The 21,525-nt window shown below is 40.4% G+C and carries 17 protein-coding genes; 8 read left to right on the top strand and 9 right to left on the bottom strand.

What is annotated here, in order from left to right; genetic code table 11:
• Nucleotides 1–613 precede the first annotated feature (613 nt).
• The gene (gene ttcA, locus ACYQ2C_RS01270) at nt 614–1,546 is read right to left on the bottom strand and encodes a tRNA 2-thiocytidine(32) synthetase TtcA (protein ID WP_460099404.1); all 933 of its coding nucleotides are present in this window, start codon (nt 1,544–1,546) and stop codon (nt 614–616) included.
• A gap of 307 nt (nt 1,547–1,853) precedes the next feature.
• Between ttcA and bioA the strand changes: the two genes are divergently transcribed.
• On the top strand, nt 1,854–3,170 hold the full coding sequence (gene bioA / locus ACYQ2C_RS01265; RefSeq protein WP_460048590.1) for an adenosylmethionine--8-amino-7-oxononanoate transaminase: 1,317 nt from the start codon (nt 1,854–1,856) through the stop codon (nt 3,168–3,170).
• A 312-nt stretch (nt 3,171–3,482) separates the two neighbouring features.
• Here the strand turns inward: bioA and ACYQ2C_RS01260 are convergent, their stop codons facing one another.
• The 5 genes from ACYQ2C_RS01260 to leuC all read right to left on the bottom strand — a co-directional run bounded on the left by ACYQ2C_RS01260 (nt 3,483) and on the right by leuC (nt 10,239).
• Nucleotides 3,483–5,234 carry a SpoIIE family protein phosphatase gene (locus ACYQ2C_RS01260; protein WP_460099252.1) on the bottom strand — a complete coding sequence of 584 codons (1,752 nt, stop codon included), beginning with the start codon at nt 5,232–5,234 and terminating at the stop codon, nt 3,483–3,485.
• A 14-nt stretch (nt 5,235–5,248) separates the two neighbouring features.
• A complete protein-coding gene (locus ACYQ2C_RS01255; RefSeq protein ID WP_460048593.1) occupies nt 5,249–5,557 on the bottom strand; it encodes an STAS domain-containing protein in 309 nt (102 codons plus the stop codon).
• 1,478 nt (nt 5,558–7,035) lie between these two features.
• The gene (gene leuB, locus ACYQ2C_RS01250; RefSeq protein WP_460099249.1) at nt 7,036–8,121 is read right to left on the bottom strand and encodes a 3-isopropylmalate dehydrogenase; all 1,086 of its coding nucleotides are present in this window, start codon (nt 8,119–8,121) and stop codon (nt 7,036–7,038) included.
• Nucleotides 8,122–8,158: 37 nt separating this feature from the next.
• A complete protein-coding gene (gene leuD, locus ACYQ2C_RS01245; protein ID WP_460099246.1) occupies nt 8,159–8,809 on the bottom strand; it encodes a 3-isopropylmalate dehydratase small subunit in 651 nt (216 codons plus the stop codon).
• Between the two features lie 11 nt (nt 8,810–8,820).
• A complete protein-coding gene (gene leuC, locus ACYQ2C_RS01240) occupies nt 8,821–10,239 on the bottom strand; it encodes a 3-isopropylmalate dehydratase large subunit (RefSeq protein ID WP_460099244.1) in 1,419 nt (472 codons plus the stop codon).
• A gap of 124 nt (nt 10,240–10,363) precedes the next feature.
• Here leuC and ACYQ2C_RS01235 point away from each other — a divergent pair, with 124 nt between their 5' ends.
• From ACYQ2C_RS01235 to ACYQ2C_RS01215, 5 genes are all read left to right on the top strand, one after another.
• On the top strand, nt 10,364–11,254 hold the full coding sequence (locus ACYQ2C_RS01235; protein WP_460099242.1) for a LysR family transcriptional regulator: 891 nt from the start codon (nt 10,364–10,366) through the stop codon (nt 11,252–11,254).
• Between the two features lie 419 nt (nt 11,255–11,673).
• Nucleotides 11,674–12,438 carry a TIGR04219 family outer membrane beta-barrel protein gene (locus ACYQ2C_RS01230; protein WP_460099239.1) on the top strand — a complete coding sequence of 255 codons (765 nt, stop codon included), beginning with the start codon at nt 11,674–11,676 and terminating at the stop codon, nt 12,436–12,438.
• A 562-nt stretch (nt 12,439–13,000) separates the two neighbouring features.
• Complete coding sequence (locus ACYQ2C_RS01225) at nt 13,001–14,710, top strand: AAA family ATPase (protein ID WP_460099236.1); 1,710 nt, start codon at nt 13,001–13,003, stop codon at nt 14,708–14,710.
• 182 nt (nt 14,711–14,892) lie between these two features.
• Nucleotides 14,893–15,069, top strand: a complete 177-nt coding sequence (locus ACYQ2C_RS01220; RefSeq protein ID WP_460099230.1) for a hypothetical protein — start codon at nt 14,893–14,895, stop codon at nt 15,067–15,069.
• 279 nt (nt 15,070–15,348) lie between these two features.
• Nucleotides 15,349–15,795, top strand: coding sequence for a cupin domain-containing protein (locus ACYQ2C_RS01215; RefSeq protein ID WP_460099228.1), 447 nt, complete (start codon nt 15,349–15,351; stop codon nt 15,793–15,795).
• Between the two features lie 101 nt (nt 15,796–15,896).
• Here the strand turns inward: ACYQ2C_RS01215 and ACYQ2C_RS01210 are convergent, their stop codons facing one another.
• The 3 genes from ACYQ2C_RS01210 to ACYQ2C_RS01200 form a co-directional block, all read right to left on the bottom strand.
• Nucleotides 15,897–16,529, bottom strand: coding sequence for a response regulator (locus ACYQ2C_RS01210; RefSeq protein ID WP_460099226.1), 633 nt, complete (start codon nt 16,527–16,529; stop codon nt 15,897–15,899).
• A complete protein-coding gene (locus ACYQ2C_RS01205; RefSeq protein WP_460099223.1) occupies nt 16,522–17,934 on the bottom strand; it encodes a sensor histidine kinase in 1,413 nt (470 codons plus the stop codon). The genes ACYQ2C_RS01210 and ACYQ2C_RS01205 overlap by 8 nt, the downstream gene beginning before the upstream one ends.
• Before the next feature lie 298 nt (nt 17,935–18,232).
• Entirely contained in the window at nt 18,233–19,270 is a 1,038-nt protein-coding gene (locus ACYQ2C_RS01200) for a hypothetical protein (RefSeq protein ID WP_460099220.1), read from the bottom strand.
• A 59-nt stretch (nt 19,271–19,329) separates the two neighbouring features.
• Between ACYQ2C_RS01200 and ACYQ2C_RS01195 the strand changes: the two genes are divergently transcribed.
• Both ACYQ2C_RS01195 and ACYQ2C_RS01190 read left to right on the top strand, forming a co-directional pair.
• Nucleotides 19,330–20,610 (top strand): radical SAM protein, encoded by a 1,281-nt coding sequence (locus ACYQ2C_RS01195; protein ID WP_460099217.1) that lies wholly within the window; start codon nt 19,330–19,332, stop codon nt 20,608–20,610.
• Nucleotides 20,610–21,416 (top strand): DUF547 domain-containing protein, encoded by an 807-nt coding sequence (locus ACYQ2C_RS01190; RefSeq protein WP_460099214.1) that lies wholly within the window; start codon nt 20,610–20,612, stop codon nt 21,414–21,416. The genes ACYQ2C_RS01195 and ACYQ2C_RS01190 overlap by 1 nt, the downstream gene beginning before the upstream one ends.
• Nucleotides 21,417–21,525 lie beyond the last annotated feature (109 nt).

Genomic DNA, 21,525 nt, shown 5'->3' with positions numbered 1-21,525 from the left:
GAGCTTCCTACAAATACAGACTGTTAGATAAGCCTAAAACAGCTAAATCTAAATCAGAAAAATATGCATTACCTGTTAATAACCCTTTTAATAAAATGGAGAAAATATCGATTCGTATCACGTTAACTATGAGCAATATCATTACCCATCTTTAATAATAAATACGCCACCAATCTAAATCTTCGAAATAAGAAGTTTCAGGCTTATAGACGACACGAATTTTATTGTAGGGACATTTGGGGTTACTCAATAGATCTGAAGCAAAAACATTCTGTTTGTCTTGGCCAAAAAGGCAGAAGGTTTTACATCAGCCAGATATTTTTTAGCAACCGCTTGTAATACAAGGCCTGAGCAATAAAACAAGGAATGAACCAATCTACCAAGAGAATCAGCCAAAAAAGCAACGTTGATACTTCGGACCGGCTGATTTGCCATTGAATTAAAAGATTAAAATTGAAAATACGATTTCCAATTTCTTTATTATTTTAATAATTTATGAGTGCGAAAATTTTCGATAAATACTTGTAGTATCCAAAACTCTCGCAGTAACGGAAACTCTCAATTAAGCAGAGCCTCCGTTAAATAGACGTCACAGCAACATCTAAATAAGCGACTAGCGAACCGGCTCAATAATTTTAACAACTTCATCAGTTAAATAAGATTCATTAGAGCTTGCGGGCAAATCTTTCGACCAAGGCATAGCACCCATTTCTAAATCGCTGGTATTACTATCAGCTATGCTTGATGATTCTCGATCCAGTTTCAAATTTACGAAATCAAATAAATTTAAATCCGCCAATTGCGAAGGAGCCACTCGTTGCAGTGCGCCAAAAATAGTTTCCGTACGCCCGGGGAATTGTTTATCCCACTGTTGTAACATCGCTTTGATTGCTTGACGTTGCAAATTTTCTTGTGAACCGCACAGATTGCACGGAATAATTGGAAACTCGCGCAGTTCTGCCCAAGCCTCTAAATCGCGCTCACGACAATAACTCATCGGCCGAATAATAATATTACGCTTGTCATCGGCCAGCAATTTTGGCGGCATAGAACTCAAACGTCCACCGTAAAACATATTTAAAAATAAGGTTTCCACGATATCGTCTTTATGATGACCCAAGGCGATTTTAGTCGCGCCAATTTCTTCTGCAAACCCGTATAAAGTGCCGCGACGTAATCGCGAACAAAGACCGCAGGTTGTTTTTCCTTCGGGAATAACTTCTTTCACAACACTGTAGGTATCACGTTCGATGATATGAAAATCGACACCAATCTTTGATAAGTATTCTGGGAGAACATGTTCCGGAAAACCCGGTTGCTTTTGATCAAGGTTTACGGCGATTAAATCGAAGTCGATAGGGGCTGTTTTTTGTAACGCCATAAGGACATCAAGCATAGCGTAGGAGTCTTTACCGCCAGACAAACACACCATGACCTTGTCACCCGCTTCGATCATGTTGTAATCGATAATGGCTTGCCCAACCAAACGGCGCAATCGTTTTTGCAGCTTGTTAAATTCCAAACGACCTTTACGATCACTCACCATTGTCATATCAATTAACCTAATTCATTAAGAACGTGTTTCAGCGTAACCTTGCTAGCGAGGACTGCAACCCAAGACTGCAACCCAGGACTGCAATCGACAACACTCGCCCAAATCGGCTGGCATTGCGAGCCACGCCGGATACCTATATTCGCGTCCGAGCATGACTAAAAAGCCGGCTATTTTATCGCTATTCACTGCCAATGCAACGACCAATACAACGACCAAACCTTAGCAATCACGGTGCAAAGATTTCTTTGTTAAGCCAAGATCCCTACAATAGCGTGATTTCAAAATTTTTAGGTATGTTATGTCTGTACAAGACCCGCAAAAACTCGCTGAATCTCTTATTCAAAGAGATCAAGAATTTCTATGGCACCCCTACTCTAACGCCCTTGTTCCGTCACCGGTATATCCGGTTGAGCGTGCCGAAGGCGCTGAAATCACACTGGTTGATGGCAGAGTACTGGTAGACGGCATGGCCTCTTGGTGGTCTGTTATTCACGGATACAACCATCCTGAATTGAATCAAGCATTAAAAACGCAGATCGATAAAGTCTCTCATGTTATGTTTGGCGGCCTAACCCACCAACCCGCGGTGGATTTGGCCGAAACTCTCGTAAACATGACGCCCACTGGATTAACACGAGTATTTTTCAGCGATAGCGGCTCGGTTGCCGTTGAAGTAGCCATCAAGATGGCTCTTCAGTACTGGCAGTCTCAGGGTAAAAAATCCAAACATAAATTGATGAGTCTTCGACGCGGCTACCACGGCGATACCTTTGCGGCCATGTCTGTATGCGATCCCGAAACTGGAATGCATCATATTTTTTCAGAGATTTTGGTAAAGCAAGTATTCACCGACTCACCCAGCGTGAAATTTAATGAGACCTTTGACGAGTCACACCTAAAAGATTTTAAAGAAACCATTATAAAAAATCGTGATCAACTTGCGGCGGTTATATTAGAGCCTATTGTACAAGGCACCGGAGGCATGAATTTTTATTCCCCCGAATTTTTAAAGCGCGTCAAACAATTGTGCGAAGAGCACAATGTTTTATTAATTGCCGATGAAATTGCCACCGGATTTGGTCGCACCGGTAAATTATTTGCCTGCGAATACGCCGATATTACACCCGATATTCTGTGCTTAGGAAAATCTCTAACCGCAGGTTACATGACTCTTGCTGCGACCCTATGCACCAACGAAATAGCTGAAAAAATTTGCACCGGTGACGTTCCTGTTTTTATGCACGGCCCAACATTTATGGCCAATCCCCTGGCGTGTTCCGTTGCACTAAAAAGTTGTCAACTGCTCCAACAACAAAATTGGCCAATGCAAGTCGCGCATATTCATCACATAATGATTCAAGAATTAACGCCCGCTAAATTCATAAAAGGTGTTAGCGATGTTCGATCGCTCGGTGCAATTGGTGTGGTAGAGTTGGAAAATCCGGTTACGTTACACGACGTACAAGACTGGTTTGTACAAGCCGGAATTTGGGTTCGACCTTTCGGCAAACTGGTTTACATTATGCCGCCACTGGTCATCAGCGAAAATCAATTGCGATTTTTATGTCACCAACTGTTAACCGTAGTCGAAAGAATTTGTGCGTCTCAACAATAAAAACGCCAGAATCGAGACCAATTTAAGGGATGTCTAATTAATCTATAGGAAACTCTGATTAACCTAGAGTTTCTCGCGACGCAAGGATGTGTCGCCAATTTCAAGAACGGCAAGTGATTGAAATTGTGAAGAAATCGGAAATCGCATTTTCAATTTCTGTCCTCTGATTAAATCATGAATGAGTTAATCAGAGGTTCCTAAAGAAAATCGCGTTGACTTAGTATTGACGCAAAATGCGGTGCTAATCGCTACGCTCCGATTCAACTGTAGAAAAGTTGATCAGAGATTTCTCGAACTTATATTCCCGGAGTCTTATTGAGTCATGTTTAATTTGACTTCGGCCTTAATACCACAACCGCCGTTGTACACGGTTAATGTTTTACACATACCGTTTAATAAAGAAAGTTCTGATTTATCTTCACAAAAAGACACAGATGAATGACCACGATCTGACTCTTGGCCACAAAATGATTTTAAAGGACAAGAGCCAATCATAATATCGACGGCTAATAAAGGCTCCGGCTCTACGGTTACAGTCAGAATTAACTGAAATTCTGACGTAAACTCCTTCAAAGATGACGCTTTAACACAGGTACTTTCGCAAGAATAATTAGAGTGTGAAGTCTCCGAGTTAACGCCAGACACTTTCAGTTTTGCACCGGTGCAATTAGTAATTTTGACATTTAATAATTTCGTGTCTATGAGCTCGGCAACAACTCGAAATGCATTACCCTGCTGTTCTCTTGACAAACCTCCTGCGAGCATATGACCTAAAACATGATTGGTTAAACCTTCATTGGTGAAATCCGAAGGATTTAACTGCACAGTGAGTCGCCAAGGTAAAATTCCATTCTTATGTTCACCCAATGAAATTGCGTTAATACGAGAGGGAATTTTTTGAACGATATTTTTTGGAACTTGGTAATCTTCGTTAATGGATATTTCCACCATAGAAATATCGTCTTGCTGCTCGCCATCCGGTTTGAATAATTTAAAAGCATCCATCACTGCATCAAGCGGTTTTAACGCAGATGTTGTCACTGATGCTTCTAAATTATCTTCACCAAATTGCTCGCCCGTTTCATCTTGCGCCTCAATAACACCGTCGGTAAACATTAACATGCGAGTATTTTTTTCTAGCGCATATTCAACCGTCGTGCTATCAAACTCATTACCTGCGAGTACACCCAAAGGCATGTGTTGCGATTCTATGCGTTGTACCAGTTGATTATTGGCATCAAAGATTAAAATATCGTGCATGCCACCGCTCCACACACGCATAAAATCTTGTTCGGCACTAAGTTCAAGAATCACTGCACAACAAAACATATTGTCGGGCAAAATATGCAGTAATTTACGGTTCGCCTCAGCAGCAATTTCTGCAATAGAAGCACATTTGCTAGACATCGCATAAAAAATATCTGAGACCGGCATACAACCAATGGCCGCCGACAAGCCATGTCCTGTGAAATCACCTAAAAAAATGTAGGTCGAACCGGTTGCATTAATTGAAGCCAGATACAAATCACCACTAAAAGTGGTCATGGGTGAAATATATGGGCGGACAAAATCAAGCTGAGCCATAGCCGGATTAATAACATTGGCAAATACGTGCTCAACCACAGCGTGTTCACGCTCAACCATATCTTGGTGAAACTGTAGCTCTTTATTTTTTTGATTAATATTAGAGGTCAGTGAATATAAACGACGGTGTGCGTTTAATCGGCAGATTAGAGCCGTCTTGTTAAGAGGCATTGAAAGATAGTCATCACCGCCGGACGCAAAACATTGCTCCAAGGTCTCATCATCATCCATGGATGTGATAAAAATTACCGGCAAATAAATATCTTTAATGGTTTTTTTGATAATACGGGTAGCATCCAGACCGCTCATTTCTGGCATTTCTACAGCCATTAAAATAGCGCACAGATCTTCATGCTGTACAACCATTTCAACCGCCTCAGATCCATTTTTGGCTTCTATACAAGTAAAACCAGAATCTTTTAAAAGGCGCTGTAGAAAATGACGGTTCGCTTCGACACCGTCAGCGATCAGGAGCTTCAAGTATGTCTCCAGCGCTAGAGTATTTCGAATTGCTTATCAAAGTGAGCAACAATTAATATTTTTTTGATCTGCTCAGAGCAATTCGTCAACTTAATATCAACGGCCTGATCGGCGTAATATCTTTTCATGTTTATCATCATACCCAGCGCAGAACTGTCAACATAGCGGGTATGAGCAAAGTTTAAAGTAATATTATGAAGATCATGGTCTTTGGCTGATTCATAAGCAACTCTAAACTCACGACAATTTTCAAATTCAAAACGCTCATCCATTAGCAAGTTAAGTTCACCATGCTCTTGGTCAAATTGACACTCTATAGGCATACACTTTCTCTTTATTAAGTCCGTATTTTCGTTAAGTATTCGTGTAAGTTTAAATCTTTTTTTCGAGAACCCTGTTCGTTCAATAGAATAAATAGTCCGATCAAAAGTTGCTTTTCAAGTATTTAATAATAAAAACCCATTTTCTAAACATCAACGTGCAGTTATCGGCTTTTATTAGAAAAAATTTACTGTTTAGCAGCTAACAACCTGGATTTAATGAACAAGCTGTTAACATCATCAACATTACACTTCCATAATAAATTTAAAACGTTCAAAAACTGTTTTAAGTTCCAACTTATAGTCATGAATACTTATAGCCAAAAAACTTATAGGAACCTCTGATTAACTCATCCATGATTTAATCAGAGGACAGAAATTGAAAATGTGATTTCCAATTTCTTCACAATTTCAATCACTTACAGTTCTTGAAATTGGCGACACATCCTTGTGTCGCGAGAAACTCTAGGTTAATCAGAGTTTCCTATAGTCATTAACGCTTAGAGTCATGAAAACTGAGAGTCACAAAGGCCGTGTATAAATATATCGCACATTACTAAAATAGACGTTATGCCTATTTATTAAAGTGGATAAAAATACAATCCGACGTAATTTACAGATAATTTACGACTCAACTGCTTATAACCAAATTTCAAAACCGTCCTGCCATTTAAATATATAGGACAAAGAACCTGTTCTATTTGAGGTTTTAAAAAGAAGTAACCTATGACTAAGCGCATTGTTTGACGTGTATTAACTCAGCGACTTAATAAGATGGAAATTCCAACAAGGCGGGGATTATATCTATTTTCATAATTTATGCAGCTCTATTGCAACAACTCGCAACCGTGCAACATTGTGTTGTCTATTAGCAACACAATTAAATATTATAGAATTTAGGCGATTTACATCATAAAGAAATAAAAAAACTTAATTTCGTCAAAAATTGACGGCAAATACACGAATTTGTTTTAAGCACTAAAATTTCAATAATCAAAAAATCATCTTTCAGTAACATTTAAGCTTAAAAACTAAGAATATAAAGAATAATTTTGTTCAAACAAGAAAGAAAAAATTACGCTACAGGACCAAAGAAGGATATATAAAATAATTATAAATATTAAAAATTATAGAATTTATTTTATTTAATAATGTAGCGAATTATTCTCATGGCAAATGTTTTGATCAAGAACTTAGGTTCAATCATTAAAACAGTTGAGCAAAGAATGCTGAATTAATAAGAATAATAAGAAGAAACCGAGATAAATCCGCGTTTTTTGCAGAAATGCATTTGTATCGACGCTTTCTATGCAAAGACCTTCCTGTGCAGAAACCCTTTAATACAGGGGTCTTTCAATACAGATAAGTTATTGAAATCACACAGAAATTGAAAATCGACTTTTCATTTTTAAACCTCCGATTCAATAACACATGCATTAATCAGAGGTTTAAAAAACTGGTTGATTATCTATCGATAAGGCTTATAGCGCCTGAATCGCTTCAGCCACAGCATCGCCCATCTCCGAGCAAGACACAATCGTGCAGCCTTCAGACTTAATATCGCGCGTTCTTAAGCCTTTATCTAACACCGCATTCACCGCTGCATTAATTTTTGCCGCGCTTTCTGGTGCACCCAGCGAATACTGCAACATCATTGCCGCAGACATAATGGTTGCCAGTGGATTGGCAATGTTTTGTCCAGCGATATCTGGCGCTGAACCGTGACAAGGCTCGTAAAAACCAGCGCTACTTTCATTCAGCGAAGCCGAAGGCAACATGCCGATAGAACCGGTCACCATAGACGCTTCATCGGATAAAATATCGCCAAACAAATTACCCGTAACCACCACATCAAACTGCTTTGGACGAATCACCAGCTGCATGGCCGCGTTGTCTACGTACATGTGCGTAAGTTCTACCTCTGGATAGTCTTTAGCGACTTCTTCCATGATTTCACGCCATAACACGGTAACTTCTAGTACGTTTGCTTTATCGATAGAACACACGCGCTTATTGCGAGTTTGTGCCGCTTGAAAGGCAACGTGAGCAATACGACGAATCTCAGATTCGCTGTATACATCGGTATTGAATCCTTCTCGCTCGCCCTTGTCGTTGATGCGAATACCGCGCGGTTGGCCAAAATAGATGCCGCCGGTTAACTCACGAATGATCAGAATATCCAAACCCGCTACCAGTTCGGGCTTTAGCGGTGATGCATCCACCAACTGTGGAAATGCATTCGCAGGACGGAAGTTGGCGAACAAACCCAAATCGGAGCGAATATCTAACAAGCCTTGTTCTGGACGCAAATGACGCTCGGTTTTGCCATCCCACTGCGGGCCACCCAAAGCGCCAAACAAAATACCATCGGCCTTACGAGCCTTTTCGCGAGTTTCTTCAGGATAAGGATGACCATACTTGTCGTAGGCGCGACCGCCTAACATGGCGTAGTCAAACTCCAAACCTAATTGGTCTTTCTCGTTGATTACCTTCAGAACCTTCTCGGCTTGGGCAACAATCTCGATGCCGATGCCGTCGCCTTCAATAATTAATACATTCTTACTCATAACTTGCTCTCTATTTTCAGCAGCTTTATTCAGTTGCTTACGCTTTGATCATGCCAAACACCCAAGGGGTGGTTTGCTTCGCTTTTTCTTCAAAGGCACGAATTGCATCGGCTTCTTGTAGCGTTAAACCAATATCGTCTAAACCGTTAAGCATGCAATGCTTGCGGAACTCATCAATTTCAAAGGAAAACGACTCGCCACTTGGTGTAGTTACGGTTTGAGCAGCCAAATCGACGTTCAGACGGTAGCCTTCGTTGGCGTACATTTCTGCAAATAACTGATCAACTGCTTCTGCCGGTAAAATCAGCGGTAAAAGACCATTTTTAAATGAGTTGTTGTAGAAAATATCAGCAAAACTTGGCGCGATCACACAACGAAAACCGTAATCGTCCAGCGCCCAAGGAGCGTGTTCACGGCTAGAACCACAACCAAAGTTCTCTCGGGCCAAAAGCACCTGTGCACCTTGGTAACGTGGGAAATTCAGTGGAAAATCTGGGTTTAACGGGCGATGCGAACAATCTTGATCCGGTAAGCCCTCGTCCATGTAACGCAATTCATCGAACAGGTTTTTACCAAAACCCGAGCGCTTAATGGATTTTAAAAAGTTCTTAGGAATGATCATATCGGTATCAACGTTGGCTCGATCCATTGGCGCGACCAAGCCATCAACTTGTGTAAAACTCTTCATCTTAGAACTCCTTAAAACTTACGTACGTCTACAAAGTGACCAGCAATTGCCGCAGCAGCTGCCATGGCAGGACTCACTAAATGTGTTCTACCGCCGTAACCCTGACGACCTTCAAAGTTTCGGTTAGAGGTAGAAGCGCAATGTTCACCGTTACCTAACTTGTCGGCGTTCATGGCCAAACACATCGAACAACCCGGTTCACGCCATTCAAAACCCGCTTCAACTAAGATTTTGTCCAAACCTTCGGCCTCTGCTTGGGCTTTTACCTGACCAGAACCCGGTACCACCATGGCTTGAATAACCGAGTCTGCGACTTTTCGGCCTTTAGCAACTTCAGCCGCTTGGCGAATGTCTTCAATACGAGAGTTGGTGCAAGAACCAATAAATACGCGATCAACCTTGATATCGGTAATGGCTTGGCCGCCCTGCAAACCCATGTAGCTCAAAGCGCGCTCAATGCCGGATTTTTTGACGGGATCGGATTCAAGCTGCGGTTCTGGAACCGAAGCATTGACGGGCAGAACCATCTCGGGAGAAGTCCCCCAGCTGACCTGCGGTAAAATTTCGGAGCCGTTAATTTCAACAACCTTATCGAACACGGCATCGTCATCACTGACCAAGGTGCGCCAGTAGGTTTCGGCTTGATCCCACTGCTCGCCTTTTGGCGCAAAGTCGCGACCCTTAACGTATTCGATGGTTTTGTCGTCAACGGCAACCATACCGGCACGTGCACCTGCTTCAATAGCCATGTTACACACGGTCATGCGACCTTCCATCGACATATCGCGGAACACTTGGCCGCCAAATTCCATAGCGAAACCAGTACCGCCAGCGGTACCAATCTTAGCGATAATCGCCAAAACCACGTCTTTGGCACTGACGCCTTTACCCAGCGTGCCATCCACCTTAATCAGCAGATTTTTCATTTTCTTGGCAACCAAACATTGGGTCGCCATTACGTGCTCCACTTCACTGGTGCCAATACCGTGCGCCAAAGCGCCCAAAGCGCCGTTGGTGGCGGTGTGTGAGTCACCACAAACAATGGTCATACCCGGTAAACAAGCGCCGCTTTCTGGGCCAATAACATGCACAATACCTTGGCGAGTATCGTTGATTTTGTACTCAACCACGCCAAATTCATCGCAGTTGTCATCCAAGGTCTGAACTTGAATCTTAGACACGGAATCTTCAATACCATCAACGCCCTTGGCGCGCTCAGACAAGGTCGTTGGTACGTTGTGATCTGGCGTCGCCAGAATGCTATCGGCACGCCACAAGGGGCGACCGGCCATACGCAGTCCTTCAAAGGCTTGAGGTGACGTTACTTCGTGAACAATGTGGCGATCAATGTAAATAAGCGCGGAGCCATCATCTCGATTTTGCACAAGATGAGCTTCCCATAATTTGTCGTATAGCGTCTTACCGGCCATGGGTTTCTCCAAAAAATCAGGCGAATTATTCTAACTTGCGGTTATTGTATGAAGAGAATTACCATAAAACAAATTCATATATTTTATATTTTGCATTACCAATAGGAATGCATGAGGTAATCTCGTGGATACACAGCTTCTTAAAGCCTTTTTGACCGTTGTTGAGACAGGATCATTCTCCATAGCGGCGCAACAACTGCACATAACTCAACCCGCGGTGAGTAAACGAATTGCCCTGCTAGAACAACAACTTAACTGCACCTTATTCGATAGAATCGCACGCAATATTAACCTTACCGAAGCGGGTAAAGCGTTAAGACCCAAAGCAGAAATGATATTGAGAGAAATAGAAGAAGCAGAAACGTTGATTACCAATTTATCGGGTAATATTGGTGGTGAGCTAAAATTAACAACCAGCCATCACATTGGTTTGCATCACTTGCCCAAGTATTTAAAAACATTTGCCGATCAATTTCCTCAAGTAAAACTCAATTTAGATTTTAAAGACTCTGAAATTGCGCTTCAGCAAATCTTACATGGCGAAACAGAATTGGCAGTAGTCACACTAGCCAATCAACCACATCCCAACATAGAAGAAACACAGGTTTGGCAAGATCCATTAGAATTCGTCTGTGCTCCAGAACATCCCATTGCAAAAATTGAGGATTTAAAACTCAAAGACTTAAGTAAATACCCAGCAATTCTTCCTGAACTAAATACCTATACCACTCAAGTGGTAAGCCAATTATTTGCCTCAAAAAACCTGCCCCTAGAATTACGTATGGCAACCAACTATTTAGAAACCATAAAAATGATGGTTTCCATTGGTTTAGGCTGGAGTCTATTACCCAAAACAATAACAATGGACGACAATCTAAAAATTCTCTCGCTAAATTCAGTTCATGTTCATAGAAGGCTCGGCTTAATTCACCACAAAGAGCGAACGCTCAGCAACGCTAGCCAAGCATTTTTAAAGCTGTTTAAAGAGACTGGAAAATCAAACGTCTTGCTTTAATGTCATAGAAGTTACTGATAAACGCTTCTATATTTTATTTGAGAGCAGAAATTGAAAGTACGAAACTCTATTTCTGTGCCATTTCAATCGTCTATTGTTGGTTGTCAAAATCAGTTGCTCTTAAAATCAACTGCTCTTGAATTCAGCTGTTCTTAAAATTAGCAACTACTTATTGTGTTACCAAAAACTCAGATTATTGTATTACCAAAACTCAGATGAAAGCTCTGAATTAATCAGAGATCCTTTTATATTTTTATATCGGCACTTAAATAAAACGAATATTTCACAGAAAAATCCAATAAAAAGCTCCACAATAAACGCATATATTTCTTAAACTGGTTAAAACTCTTGCTCTTGTAGTATGCAAAACACACGGGCCATTGAAAGACTCAAGCTATTGAGTGATTAAGGAACTTAAAATGCTTTCTGTTAAGAACGTTTCAAAATATTTGCTAACACCTTTACTGCTAACACCTTTCACTCTGACGACTGCACACGCAGATACCATTCTTGGTGTTTATGCCGGTATCGGTAATTGGAATCCAGAATACAGTGGTGACATTGGCAACAGCGCGCTGAATATTGAAGAATTAGGCTTCGACGACGATAACTATTCCTTTGGCTACATTGCTCTAGAACACCCTATTCCGGTATTACCCAACATTCGCTTACAACGAACCGAAATGGACACCAGCGAAACCGCCACTCTTAATCGTGCTTTTGAGTTTGACGATATCACCTTTAATGTCAATGAAACCGTCGCAACAGATTTAGACTTAAGCCACACCGATGTTATTTTGTATTACGAAATTCTCGATAATTACGTTTCTGTAGATTTAGGTATAAATGCCAGAGTATTTGATGGTGAAGTAACCGTCACCGGTGAAAATAGCGGCAGAGACACCTTAGATATTGATGCAACATTACCCATGCTGTACGGCAAAGTGCAATTTGATATTCCAGCAACGGGATTTTACGTTGGTGCCGATGCCAGCTTTATTGATATCGATGGCGACTCTCTCAGTGACATAACCCTCAGAGGTGGTTACGCATTTGATAGCGTCGTCGATTTAGGAATAGAGTTTGGTTATCGCATTATCGAACTGGAACTCGACGACCTTGATGATTTTAATACCGACATTGAAATCGATGGTTTTTACGGCGCTGTGACTTTTCATTTTTAGACGTAGCTTTTCACTTTTAACAGATACGTTAAAAAATCGCAAAATTCAATCGCCCCAAAATAAGATGCTCGATAATTTCGAGCATCTTGAACAAGATTAAAAACCATTCATAAACTCGCACAACATCTTGTTGCATATCAAACAAAGTTATACTGCGTTACTTTACAAATTATCTTTCGCGACCTTCTCTAAAATCACATACAACTCCCTAAAAATATCGTAACAAATAAAGTGTTGCGTCCCTTCCAAAAGCTAAGCCCTTGAAAATACATAATAATTACTGAGCAAGTAGTCATCCACACAGAGTTGAATGACCTCTCCCAATCAATAAAAGGCATAGCCTTTGCTGAACTGGTTTGTTAAAAGATATAGGAACTTCTGATTAATTCATCCCTGATTTAATCAGAAGACAGAAATTGAAAATGCGATTTCCAATTTCTTCACAATTTCAATCACTTACCGTTATTGAAATTGGCGACACATCCTTGTGTCGCTGAAAACTCTAGGTGAATCAGAGTTTCCTATATGCAAACAGTTTAACAAAACCTGCGGATTGCTCTTAATGAAATTACACATTGAAAGAGACATTGCGACTCGTATTCTAGAAGATTTTAATATTCTGCTCAGTAGCAACAGCAAAAATTCGTGGCAAGAGCAATTAAAACTTGCGGGACGTATAGAAGTTAAATTTTCTGATTTAACCAATGAACTCTTAGCATTACTTGTAGAACTCTACGCCAATAAAAATGCGACCAAATTCGCGGTCATGACATCCTTGCTAAATTCACGAGGTCAACCCTCCTTTGAAAGCAGCGATTTAGAAGAATTTCTAGCAAAACTCATTCAATATCTTTGCGATGATGCAATTAGAGGCTGGTTATTTTTATTAGACGGCGGTGGTTCACTACTGCCCTACGTCATTAGCCGCATCGATTACACACCCGGCGGTCAAGACGATCAGCCAAGAATACTTATAGAAATTAAAGCCAACACGCGTGGCAAACTTGCCAACAATCAAATTATTATCTCAGCACGTGATCTATCAAATTTGTCGGCAGCAGAGATTTTAGCCGAAAAAGGCTATTTAAAAGAAAGCCCAGAACTTATTGCCGAATTCGACCAAAGCAATATCAAATACCAACAATGGCGCAGTGATTTTGGCGAGCAATTCTCAGCGCTTGGTACCGGAATTTATGCCGAAGACCCAAGTGCCAATCAGCGAAAAACAGATTGGTCACAAAAAACACGGGTTATCTTATCAACATCAGGCAGTCCGGCCAGAGTTGTTAACGACGAAGCCATTTTAACCCAGCGCGAATTAACGTTAAATCAAGCCAACACGGTATTAAAGCCTTTAACTAAAAAAATCGACCGAAACTCGCCTTTTTCGCCAAGTACCGAAAAAATTATCGAACACCTTCAAACAACTTTTTCCGAGAACAGCTTTACCGAAATTCCGATGCATGGGTTTATTTTAATGTTTCACCTAGAACTGCATCATCATCTTTGGGTTCATGTCGATAATATCGAACCCTACCGTTACCAACCCGAATTAAAAGATAAATTAGTACTTCCTACCGAACATGTCGAATTAATTGATATTTTAACCGCCGAAATGGAAATATTAATGGAAGACATCGTAGAGGGAAAATCTGGCGGCACTACCGTATTGTGCAGCGGCCCACCGGGTGTTGGTAAAACATTAACCGCAGAAGTTTATGCAGAAATTATTCGCCGACCATTGTACCGTGTTCACTCAGGCCAATTAGGTTTGAATGTAGCCGAGATGGAAGCTAATTTAAAAGATGTATTAATTCGCGCGCAGCGCTGGGGGGCGGTTATGTTAATTGATGAGTCTGATGTCTACATAAAACGCCGCGACGACAATTTAACAATGAATGCTGTTGTGGGCGTATTTTTGCGCGTACTGGAATATTTTAACGGTTTGTTATTTATGACCACAAACCGAATCGATGATATCGACGAAGCCATAATTTCACGCTGTATTGCCATGATTCGTTACCAGCAACCCAACGAACAAGAACGCGCAAAAATTTGGCAGGTAATGTCACAACAATTTGGACTAAACCTCACCGAAGACATGTGCGAAACACTTTCAAACCACTTTCCTAAAACCAGCGGCCGCGACATCAAAGGTCTCGCCAAACTCGTTGCACGATTTTGCACCTATCGAAATATTGGCGCAGATATTAATATATTTGAACACTGCGCGAAATTTAGAGCAATAGATATCGCCAACCCAAACGATTAAATTAAACTGGTAAAAATTTTGCCGTTAATCTCAAAAAATGAGTCTATAAAAATCAATTGAATTAAAAATTTTTATCCAACACACTTACAGTGAAATCAATCTTACTGTGATATCAATCAGATTTTTACCACTCCATACGCAATATACTGCATGTTTATATCAGCGAACATAAGGTAATAGCAATGCGATGCTCAAATTGTGATAGCGGTATATCTTATTATTTTTTAGAGGAAGAAGGCGTTGAAGAAGGCGGAGAATTTGAATGCCCGTCTTGCCAAATTCAACTAAGACATATTGTTGATGAAGGAACCTATAACGGTGCTCAAGAAAAAAAGTTGGAAATTGTCGATGACGACTAGGGCATTTGATTTAATTTTTTAAAATTTACTTATGCCATTTTCTATCTAAAAATACATCACTTTCTCTTAACAGCTCTGCATCGATTATGTTCCAAAAAAAACGACATAAAAAAGAGCTATTGGTATAAACACTCAAAGCATTGTGGTTGTAAAACACCATTTTAGATATCTGTGTACAAGTGAAGTTATAACAACCGAATAAAGGAGATATTCATATAGTACAAAATACCGAATCTTATTAGTCTCTGTAGTTCAACAATAATAATTTGGGGAACTACAATGATGACCGCGCACACATTTAACGACGAACATATTACTTGGCAATCTTTTGGTGATTTTACTCCGGCATTTTATTTTTCAATTCTTAACATTGATGAAAAAGCCCGTATTGCCGATGTTTTGTTTAAATTGCCCGCAAAGCAACAAATTGTTTTGCATCGCCATGTGGCTTTGAATCATATCTTCGTTATTCAGGGTGATCACTTTATTTATGAGCCTGATGGAAGTGTAAAAGAAAAACGTGTAACCGGCAGTTATACTGTCTCACCTGCCAATGAAGTACCTCACAGAGAAGGTGGCGGCGATATTGATACGGTAGTTTTTTTTAGTATACGCCCAGGCGCACAAGAAGTATTGTATGAATTGCTGGACGATGACGGCGCATTGTTAGATACCGTTACGTTTGCAACGCTTGTAGCAATCAATGCAGCCAAGATGGAACAATAACCTTTAAAGTCTTTTAACGTTGAGAATTTTTTAACGTTAAGAAGCTCTGATTACAGTAAAGCCTCTGTTAATCGGAGCTTCTTATGAATTAGTTTAAGATACTAGATCAATCCATATTTAAAACCAATTCGAGCAAGCTCAATGTCGTTTTTTACACCCAGTTTTATTTTGATCTGATAATGATAGTTATGAACGGTCTTGCTGGAAATTGACAAGGCATCTGCGATGGCTTGGGCATCCAATCCATTTAATAACATTTGCAGAATTTCAAATTCTCTTGGGGATAATTCTCGAATAGGATTTGCAGGCTCTGTTAACAGCGCTATTGCTAAATCGGATGATATATCTGGGCTTATAAACTGTTGTCTTTTAGCAACTTTATAAACCGCTTCAATAATTATCTCTGCTGGGCTACTTTTGGTTACATAACCTAGTGCACCGGCACGAATGGCTTGACTGATAAATATTGGATCACGGTGCATTGAAAAAATCAAAATACGAACATTACCGTCTTTTCGAATAAATCGTTGTAAAAGCTCTATGCCGCTAATATCAGGCAAACCAATATCCAACACAATAACATCTGGATTTTTGGATTTCCAAATATCAAGCGCTCGTTGCGCGGTTTCGGCTTCACCAATTACCGTTAGATCCGGTTGATTTTCGAGTAATCGTCTGTAACCGGCTCGAACCACCGCATGGTCATCAACCAACAACAGAGTAATTTTATCCATAGGTTTGACCTGTAGTATTGGCATTGAGTTTAATCTTTGCGATTACGCAAACACCGTCGGTTTTATTTTGAATAATCTCAAATACGCCACCCAATGCCGCTACCCGTTCTCGCATGCCTAGAACACCATTGCCCGCGTTAGTTTCGTCAATATTTAAACCACAGCCATTATCGTTGATGGTGATATCAATCTCGTCGCTGCTTTTTTTAATTGAAATAATGATTTTTGTTGGTTTGCCATGCTTTAGAGCGTTAGTCAGCGATTCTTGCACAATGCGATATATCGTCACATTGGTATTATCGTCCAAGCCATCAAGTTTTCCATCAACCTCAAAAATAATACACAAATCAGGTAGTCGTCTTTGCCAACTTTCCACCAGGTAATCTAGGCTGGATTTTAATCCAAACTCCGTCAATCCTTGAGGCCTCAGTTGAGAAAGAAGATTTTGCAAATTAGCCATTATGTCTGATGTGTTCGTTTTTATTGAAACAATTGCCGGTAAGGCTTGTGGATCCGTTGATTTTAAGCGAGACGACAAAAACGTTGAATCTGCCGAAATAGCCGTTAACAGTTGGCCAAATTCGTCGTGCAACTCTCGGGCTAAATAGCGACGCTCTTCTTCTCTTACGGTGAGTAAACGTTGCGCTAAAACTCGTTGCTCGGCCAAAGTACATTCTAATCGACTGGTAAGATGATCAAAACCAACGGTAATTCTTCTTAGTTCTCTTAATTCTGGTTTGGGCATTCTAGCAGTTAGATCGCCGTTTTCTAATAAACTGATGGTTTTTAATATTTCGTCGGTTGGCTTAAGTGCTTTTCTAACCGGCAAATAAATCAATAAGTTCAAAAGCAGAATGCTCAATGTCATAATAAATACAACACTGAGCTGTTGCCAGATTTTGTTACTTTCATGATTTATATTTGGATAGGTGATCAGTTGTCCAACGACGACACCCGAATTACTGGTATGCAGTGAGCTTTCTGAACGCATATTGATATCAATGAGTTTACTTAGTCCCCAAGATATAATTTTTGGTGAAGCACTCTCGTCACCAAAACATTGATCAATAACCGTTTGATTAAAAATATTTTTAACTTCTGTACAGACACCCATGGCAGACGCAATGTCTGAAATTGAGGTTAAAGAGATATCTTCAAGACGATCTAAACTGAATTGGAATGATCCTTTAGTTCTTGTTACTTCATTTTTAAGAAGCTGCACTAAGGTATTGCCAGATTGCATAATATTCGATTGAATTCGTACCTTAGCCTGATAAAAAATCACCACCGACGCACACAAACAAACCAACAGCGCGAACACAGTAACCCGAACCATAAGAACTCTTACTAAATTCACTTCATTACCTTCGCTGGGCATGACCGATTCGCCGATATTGTGATTCATTGATTAAGGGTCTCTTCTGAACTTTGCGATGATTTTAGGCAATAAAGCGCTGTACCGCCGATATGAATAATACTGAGTCTTGTCTTGATCGTCACCTAAGTGAGTAGTATGAATTTTTCCCTCTATACTTTAGGAAATCTTCCTTTAATCAAACTGAGCAACTAAAAAGCTTAAGAGTTTCTAATATAAGTTGTGTTATCTGATGAGTATTTTTATGCGATCATTCATCTTGTAGGATGATCTTTTATGAATAATGACCGTAAATCGTCACATACCGAGATGTTTACCAAAGCACCGATTAATCGAGACTTTCTTTTACAAGACCAGACGGATGCTGAAAATGTAATCGTTGATCGCAGGTTTTAGAAACAACGGACTCATTTAATTCTAATACACCTAAAATCAACCACTGCGCTTTATGTTTTTCTTTTAACTCACCTTCGGCAACACTAATGTTCCATACGAGTTTGTTATTTGTGTAGTGTTCGACTTGTAATTCATCTCGAAAATCATCTTGATCAACTCGGCTAATATTTTCGTCAGCGGTTAATTTTAACCAAGTCGGAAAACGCGGATTTTCATTGGCAGTATTATTGAATCTGGCAAGATTATCCACGGGACGATATTCTATTCTAGACTCTTCACCGCTAACTTCACGATCTGCTCTAGAAAAATCTTTTTGCAACCGTAGCATGGTTCCCCATTTACTGATGGGCGGCAGCGCGCCAAGCTCTGGAGCGTTATCCATTTCGAGATCAAGAATATGTCGGCTTTTAACACCACCTAAAGAATTCATTACGAATAAATTAATGCTCGGAATGAATTCTTCACGGTTTTGATTTGGAAAAAATTTAATCGCCATACCAAAAGCGCGTTTGTGTTTTTGCAAGGTGCCATCTAAAGCAACCGAGGCGCGAACAATTACCGGTACGTCGATACCTTTTTTTAATAATCCCGTGTATTCGGAAGCTTTCTGAATTCGCCAAGTTCCCGAAAAACAAATGCCATTGGCCTGAAAAATTTTTTGCCCTTGAGGAAAATCGTACAAATCGCCACTGAAGCTAAGGCTGCGCCGCGCAGCTTGCAGCGCTAGGTTATCGGCTGAGTCACCAGATTGCCCGAACAGTTGTTTAGTTAAGGTGTAATAAGGTAATTGTTTATAAGGATCAGAAAAAACTTCGGTATAAATTTTCTGAAAACTGGCGTTTTCTGAAGAATGTGCATTTATCGGCGTTGATTCACGCTCTGAAGCACCAACGCCGGTAGTTAGGGTTGCAGTGAATACTAACAACCAGTACCAATTTCTAAGTTTTCTGAAATGTTTAGAAAACAGCATATTTTTTACCTTTCTAAATTGCATAATTCCAACTGCCCCTTACTTTAAGGTTATCCGATATGCAAAGAGCAGACATACTTAAAAGCACGCTCAATCGAATGCAACATATTGATGCGCCCAACCAAATTTTGGGCCGCAGTCAAACCATCGGCTGTGTGGCGGTAGAGATCACACAAAGATGCAACCTGGACTGTTCACTATGTTATTTGTCTGAACACTCTCAGTCGATAAAAGATATTCCTCTGGCAGAAGTGTTTCGGCGCTTAGATATGGTTGTTAAGCACTATGGGCGCGGAGTGAACGTTCAGATTACCGGTGGCGATCCCACGTTGCGCAAGCACAAGGAGCTGATCGAAATCGTAGCCTACGCAGCAAATATTGGCCTTTATCCAGCATTGTTCACCAATGGCATTGCCGCTACTCGAAGTTTGCTAGAAAAGCTGGCTGAGGTCGGTTTAAAGGATATTGCCTTTCACGTTGACACTACACAAAAACGCCCTGGCTATAGCAGCGAAAGTCAGTTGAACGAAATACGTGCTGAATACTTAGAAAGGGCTCGAGGTTTGGGCTTAATGGTGATATTTAACACCACGGTACACAATGATAACTTTCACGAACTGCCAGAGATCTTAAAATTTTTTCGTGACAATGCCGATGTTATAGGTCTTGCATCATTTAATTTACAAGCCGAAACAGGCCGTGGTGAATGGGGTTCTCGTGAGGCGATTGTCAGCCAAGCGACCGTTAAACAAACCATCGAATCCCTAGCGGGTAAACAATTACCTTGGGAGGCCGTACGAGTTGGTCATAAAGATTGCCACAGTTATCTGCCAACCTTGGTGACTCATGGCGAAATATTTCCGGTTGTTGAAGACAGCCGGTTGGTAGCCGATTTTTTAGCAAATTTTGCTGAACTCACCAACAGACAGTATTCAAACCGCCGTGAACTAATTGCAACGGCGCTAAAAACAGTGTTAAAAAATCCTGAATGGTGGGGCCGTGCCTTAACGTTTGGTTGGTATCACGTTAAAAATTTAACGAAGGCAATGCTTTTAAGTAAAGGCCAAGTTCATCAGTTGACTTTTTTTATTCAGAACTTTATGGATGCTAGAAATCTCGACGCCGATAGAGTTCACGCCTGCTCGTTTATGGTAATGACTGACGAAGGCCCCGTGTCCATGTGCGAGCACAATGCCAAGCGTGATAATTATATTCTTAAAACGCTTGAGGTCACCAACGAGAAAGGGCAAATCGAAATCTACGAGCCGCTCTCTAAACCAGAAACTACGCGTTCAAAAAATTCAGACATAAAATTGTTAGATACCGTTGAGATCTTCTAATGAACACTTCAAGAATTAACTTTTATTCAAAATTTTTCGTATTTATTAGCGGAATTATTTTATTGTTTAACAGCGTATTTGCTTTTTCCGAAGATAAAAAAAGCTTTAGTGCCAGCGATTACCAAGCTGCTATGCAATCTTGGGCACAACTGTTAAATACACATGTGGATGAACAAGGTCGAATCGATTTTCGAACAATTGCAGAAAATCCGCAGTCGCTATCGGCCATTGTTGAAGTTATAGAAAATTACGGCCCGCAGACGAATCCGTCTGATTTCACCCAGACAAATGCGATTTTGGCGTATCACATTAATGCTTATAACGCTCTTGCTATGAATGGCGTTATCGAACGTGGTATTCCCAAAGGCTTTACCAGCACGCTAAAACGCGCGTCTTTTTTCGTGTTAAGAAGCGTGGTTGTAGATGGTAAAAAGACCAACCTGTACCAATACGAAAACAAAGTCATTCGTCCACTAGGAGAACCCAGAGTGCATTTTGCACTAAATTGTATGGTTAAAGACTGTCCGCGATTACCGCAACAACCTTTTAGTGCAGAACATTTAGATAAAGAACTGGATGCTGCCGCCCATGAATTTTTCGATAAACCGGTGCATTTTCGCTTAGATTCAGAAACGAAACGCGCTTATGTTTCTGAGATTTTAAAATTTTATACAGAAGATTTTGTAGAATCGGGTAAGAAAAAAGATTTACCGATTTATATCAACCAATATTTGAGCGAAAAAATTCCACAAGACTATAAAGTAAGTTTTATCGATTACGATTGGCATATTAACCAACAACCGTAACCATCAATATCTTGCGATCGCAAGACATAAAAAAAGGAACTCTAGATTAACCTAGAGCTCCTTACTTGATAGTCAAATCTCTTCGTGAGTAAATTAATAAACCATTGGA

The sequence above is a fragment of the Sessilibacter sp. MAH3 genome (genome assembly GCF_054658275.1).
Note: the sequence above shows the minus strand (reverse complement) of the source record. Positions and strands in the feature narration are given on the sequence as shown.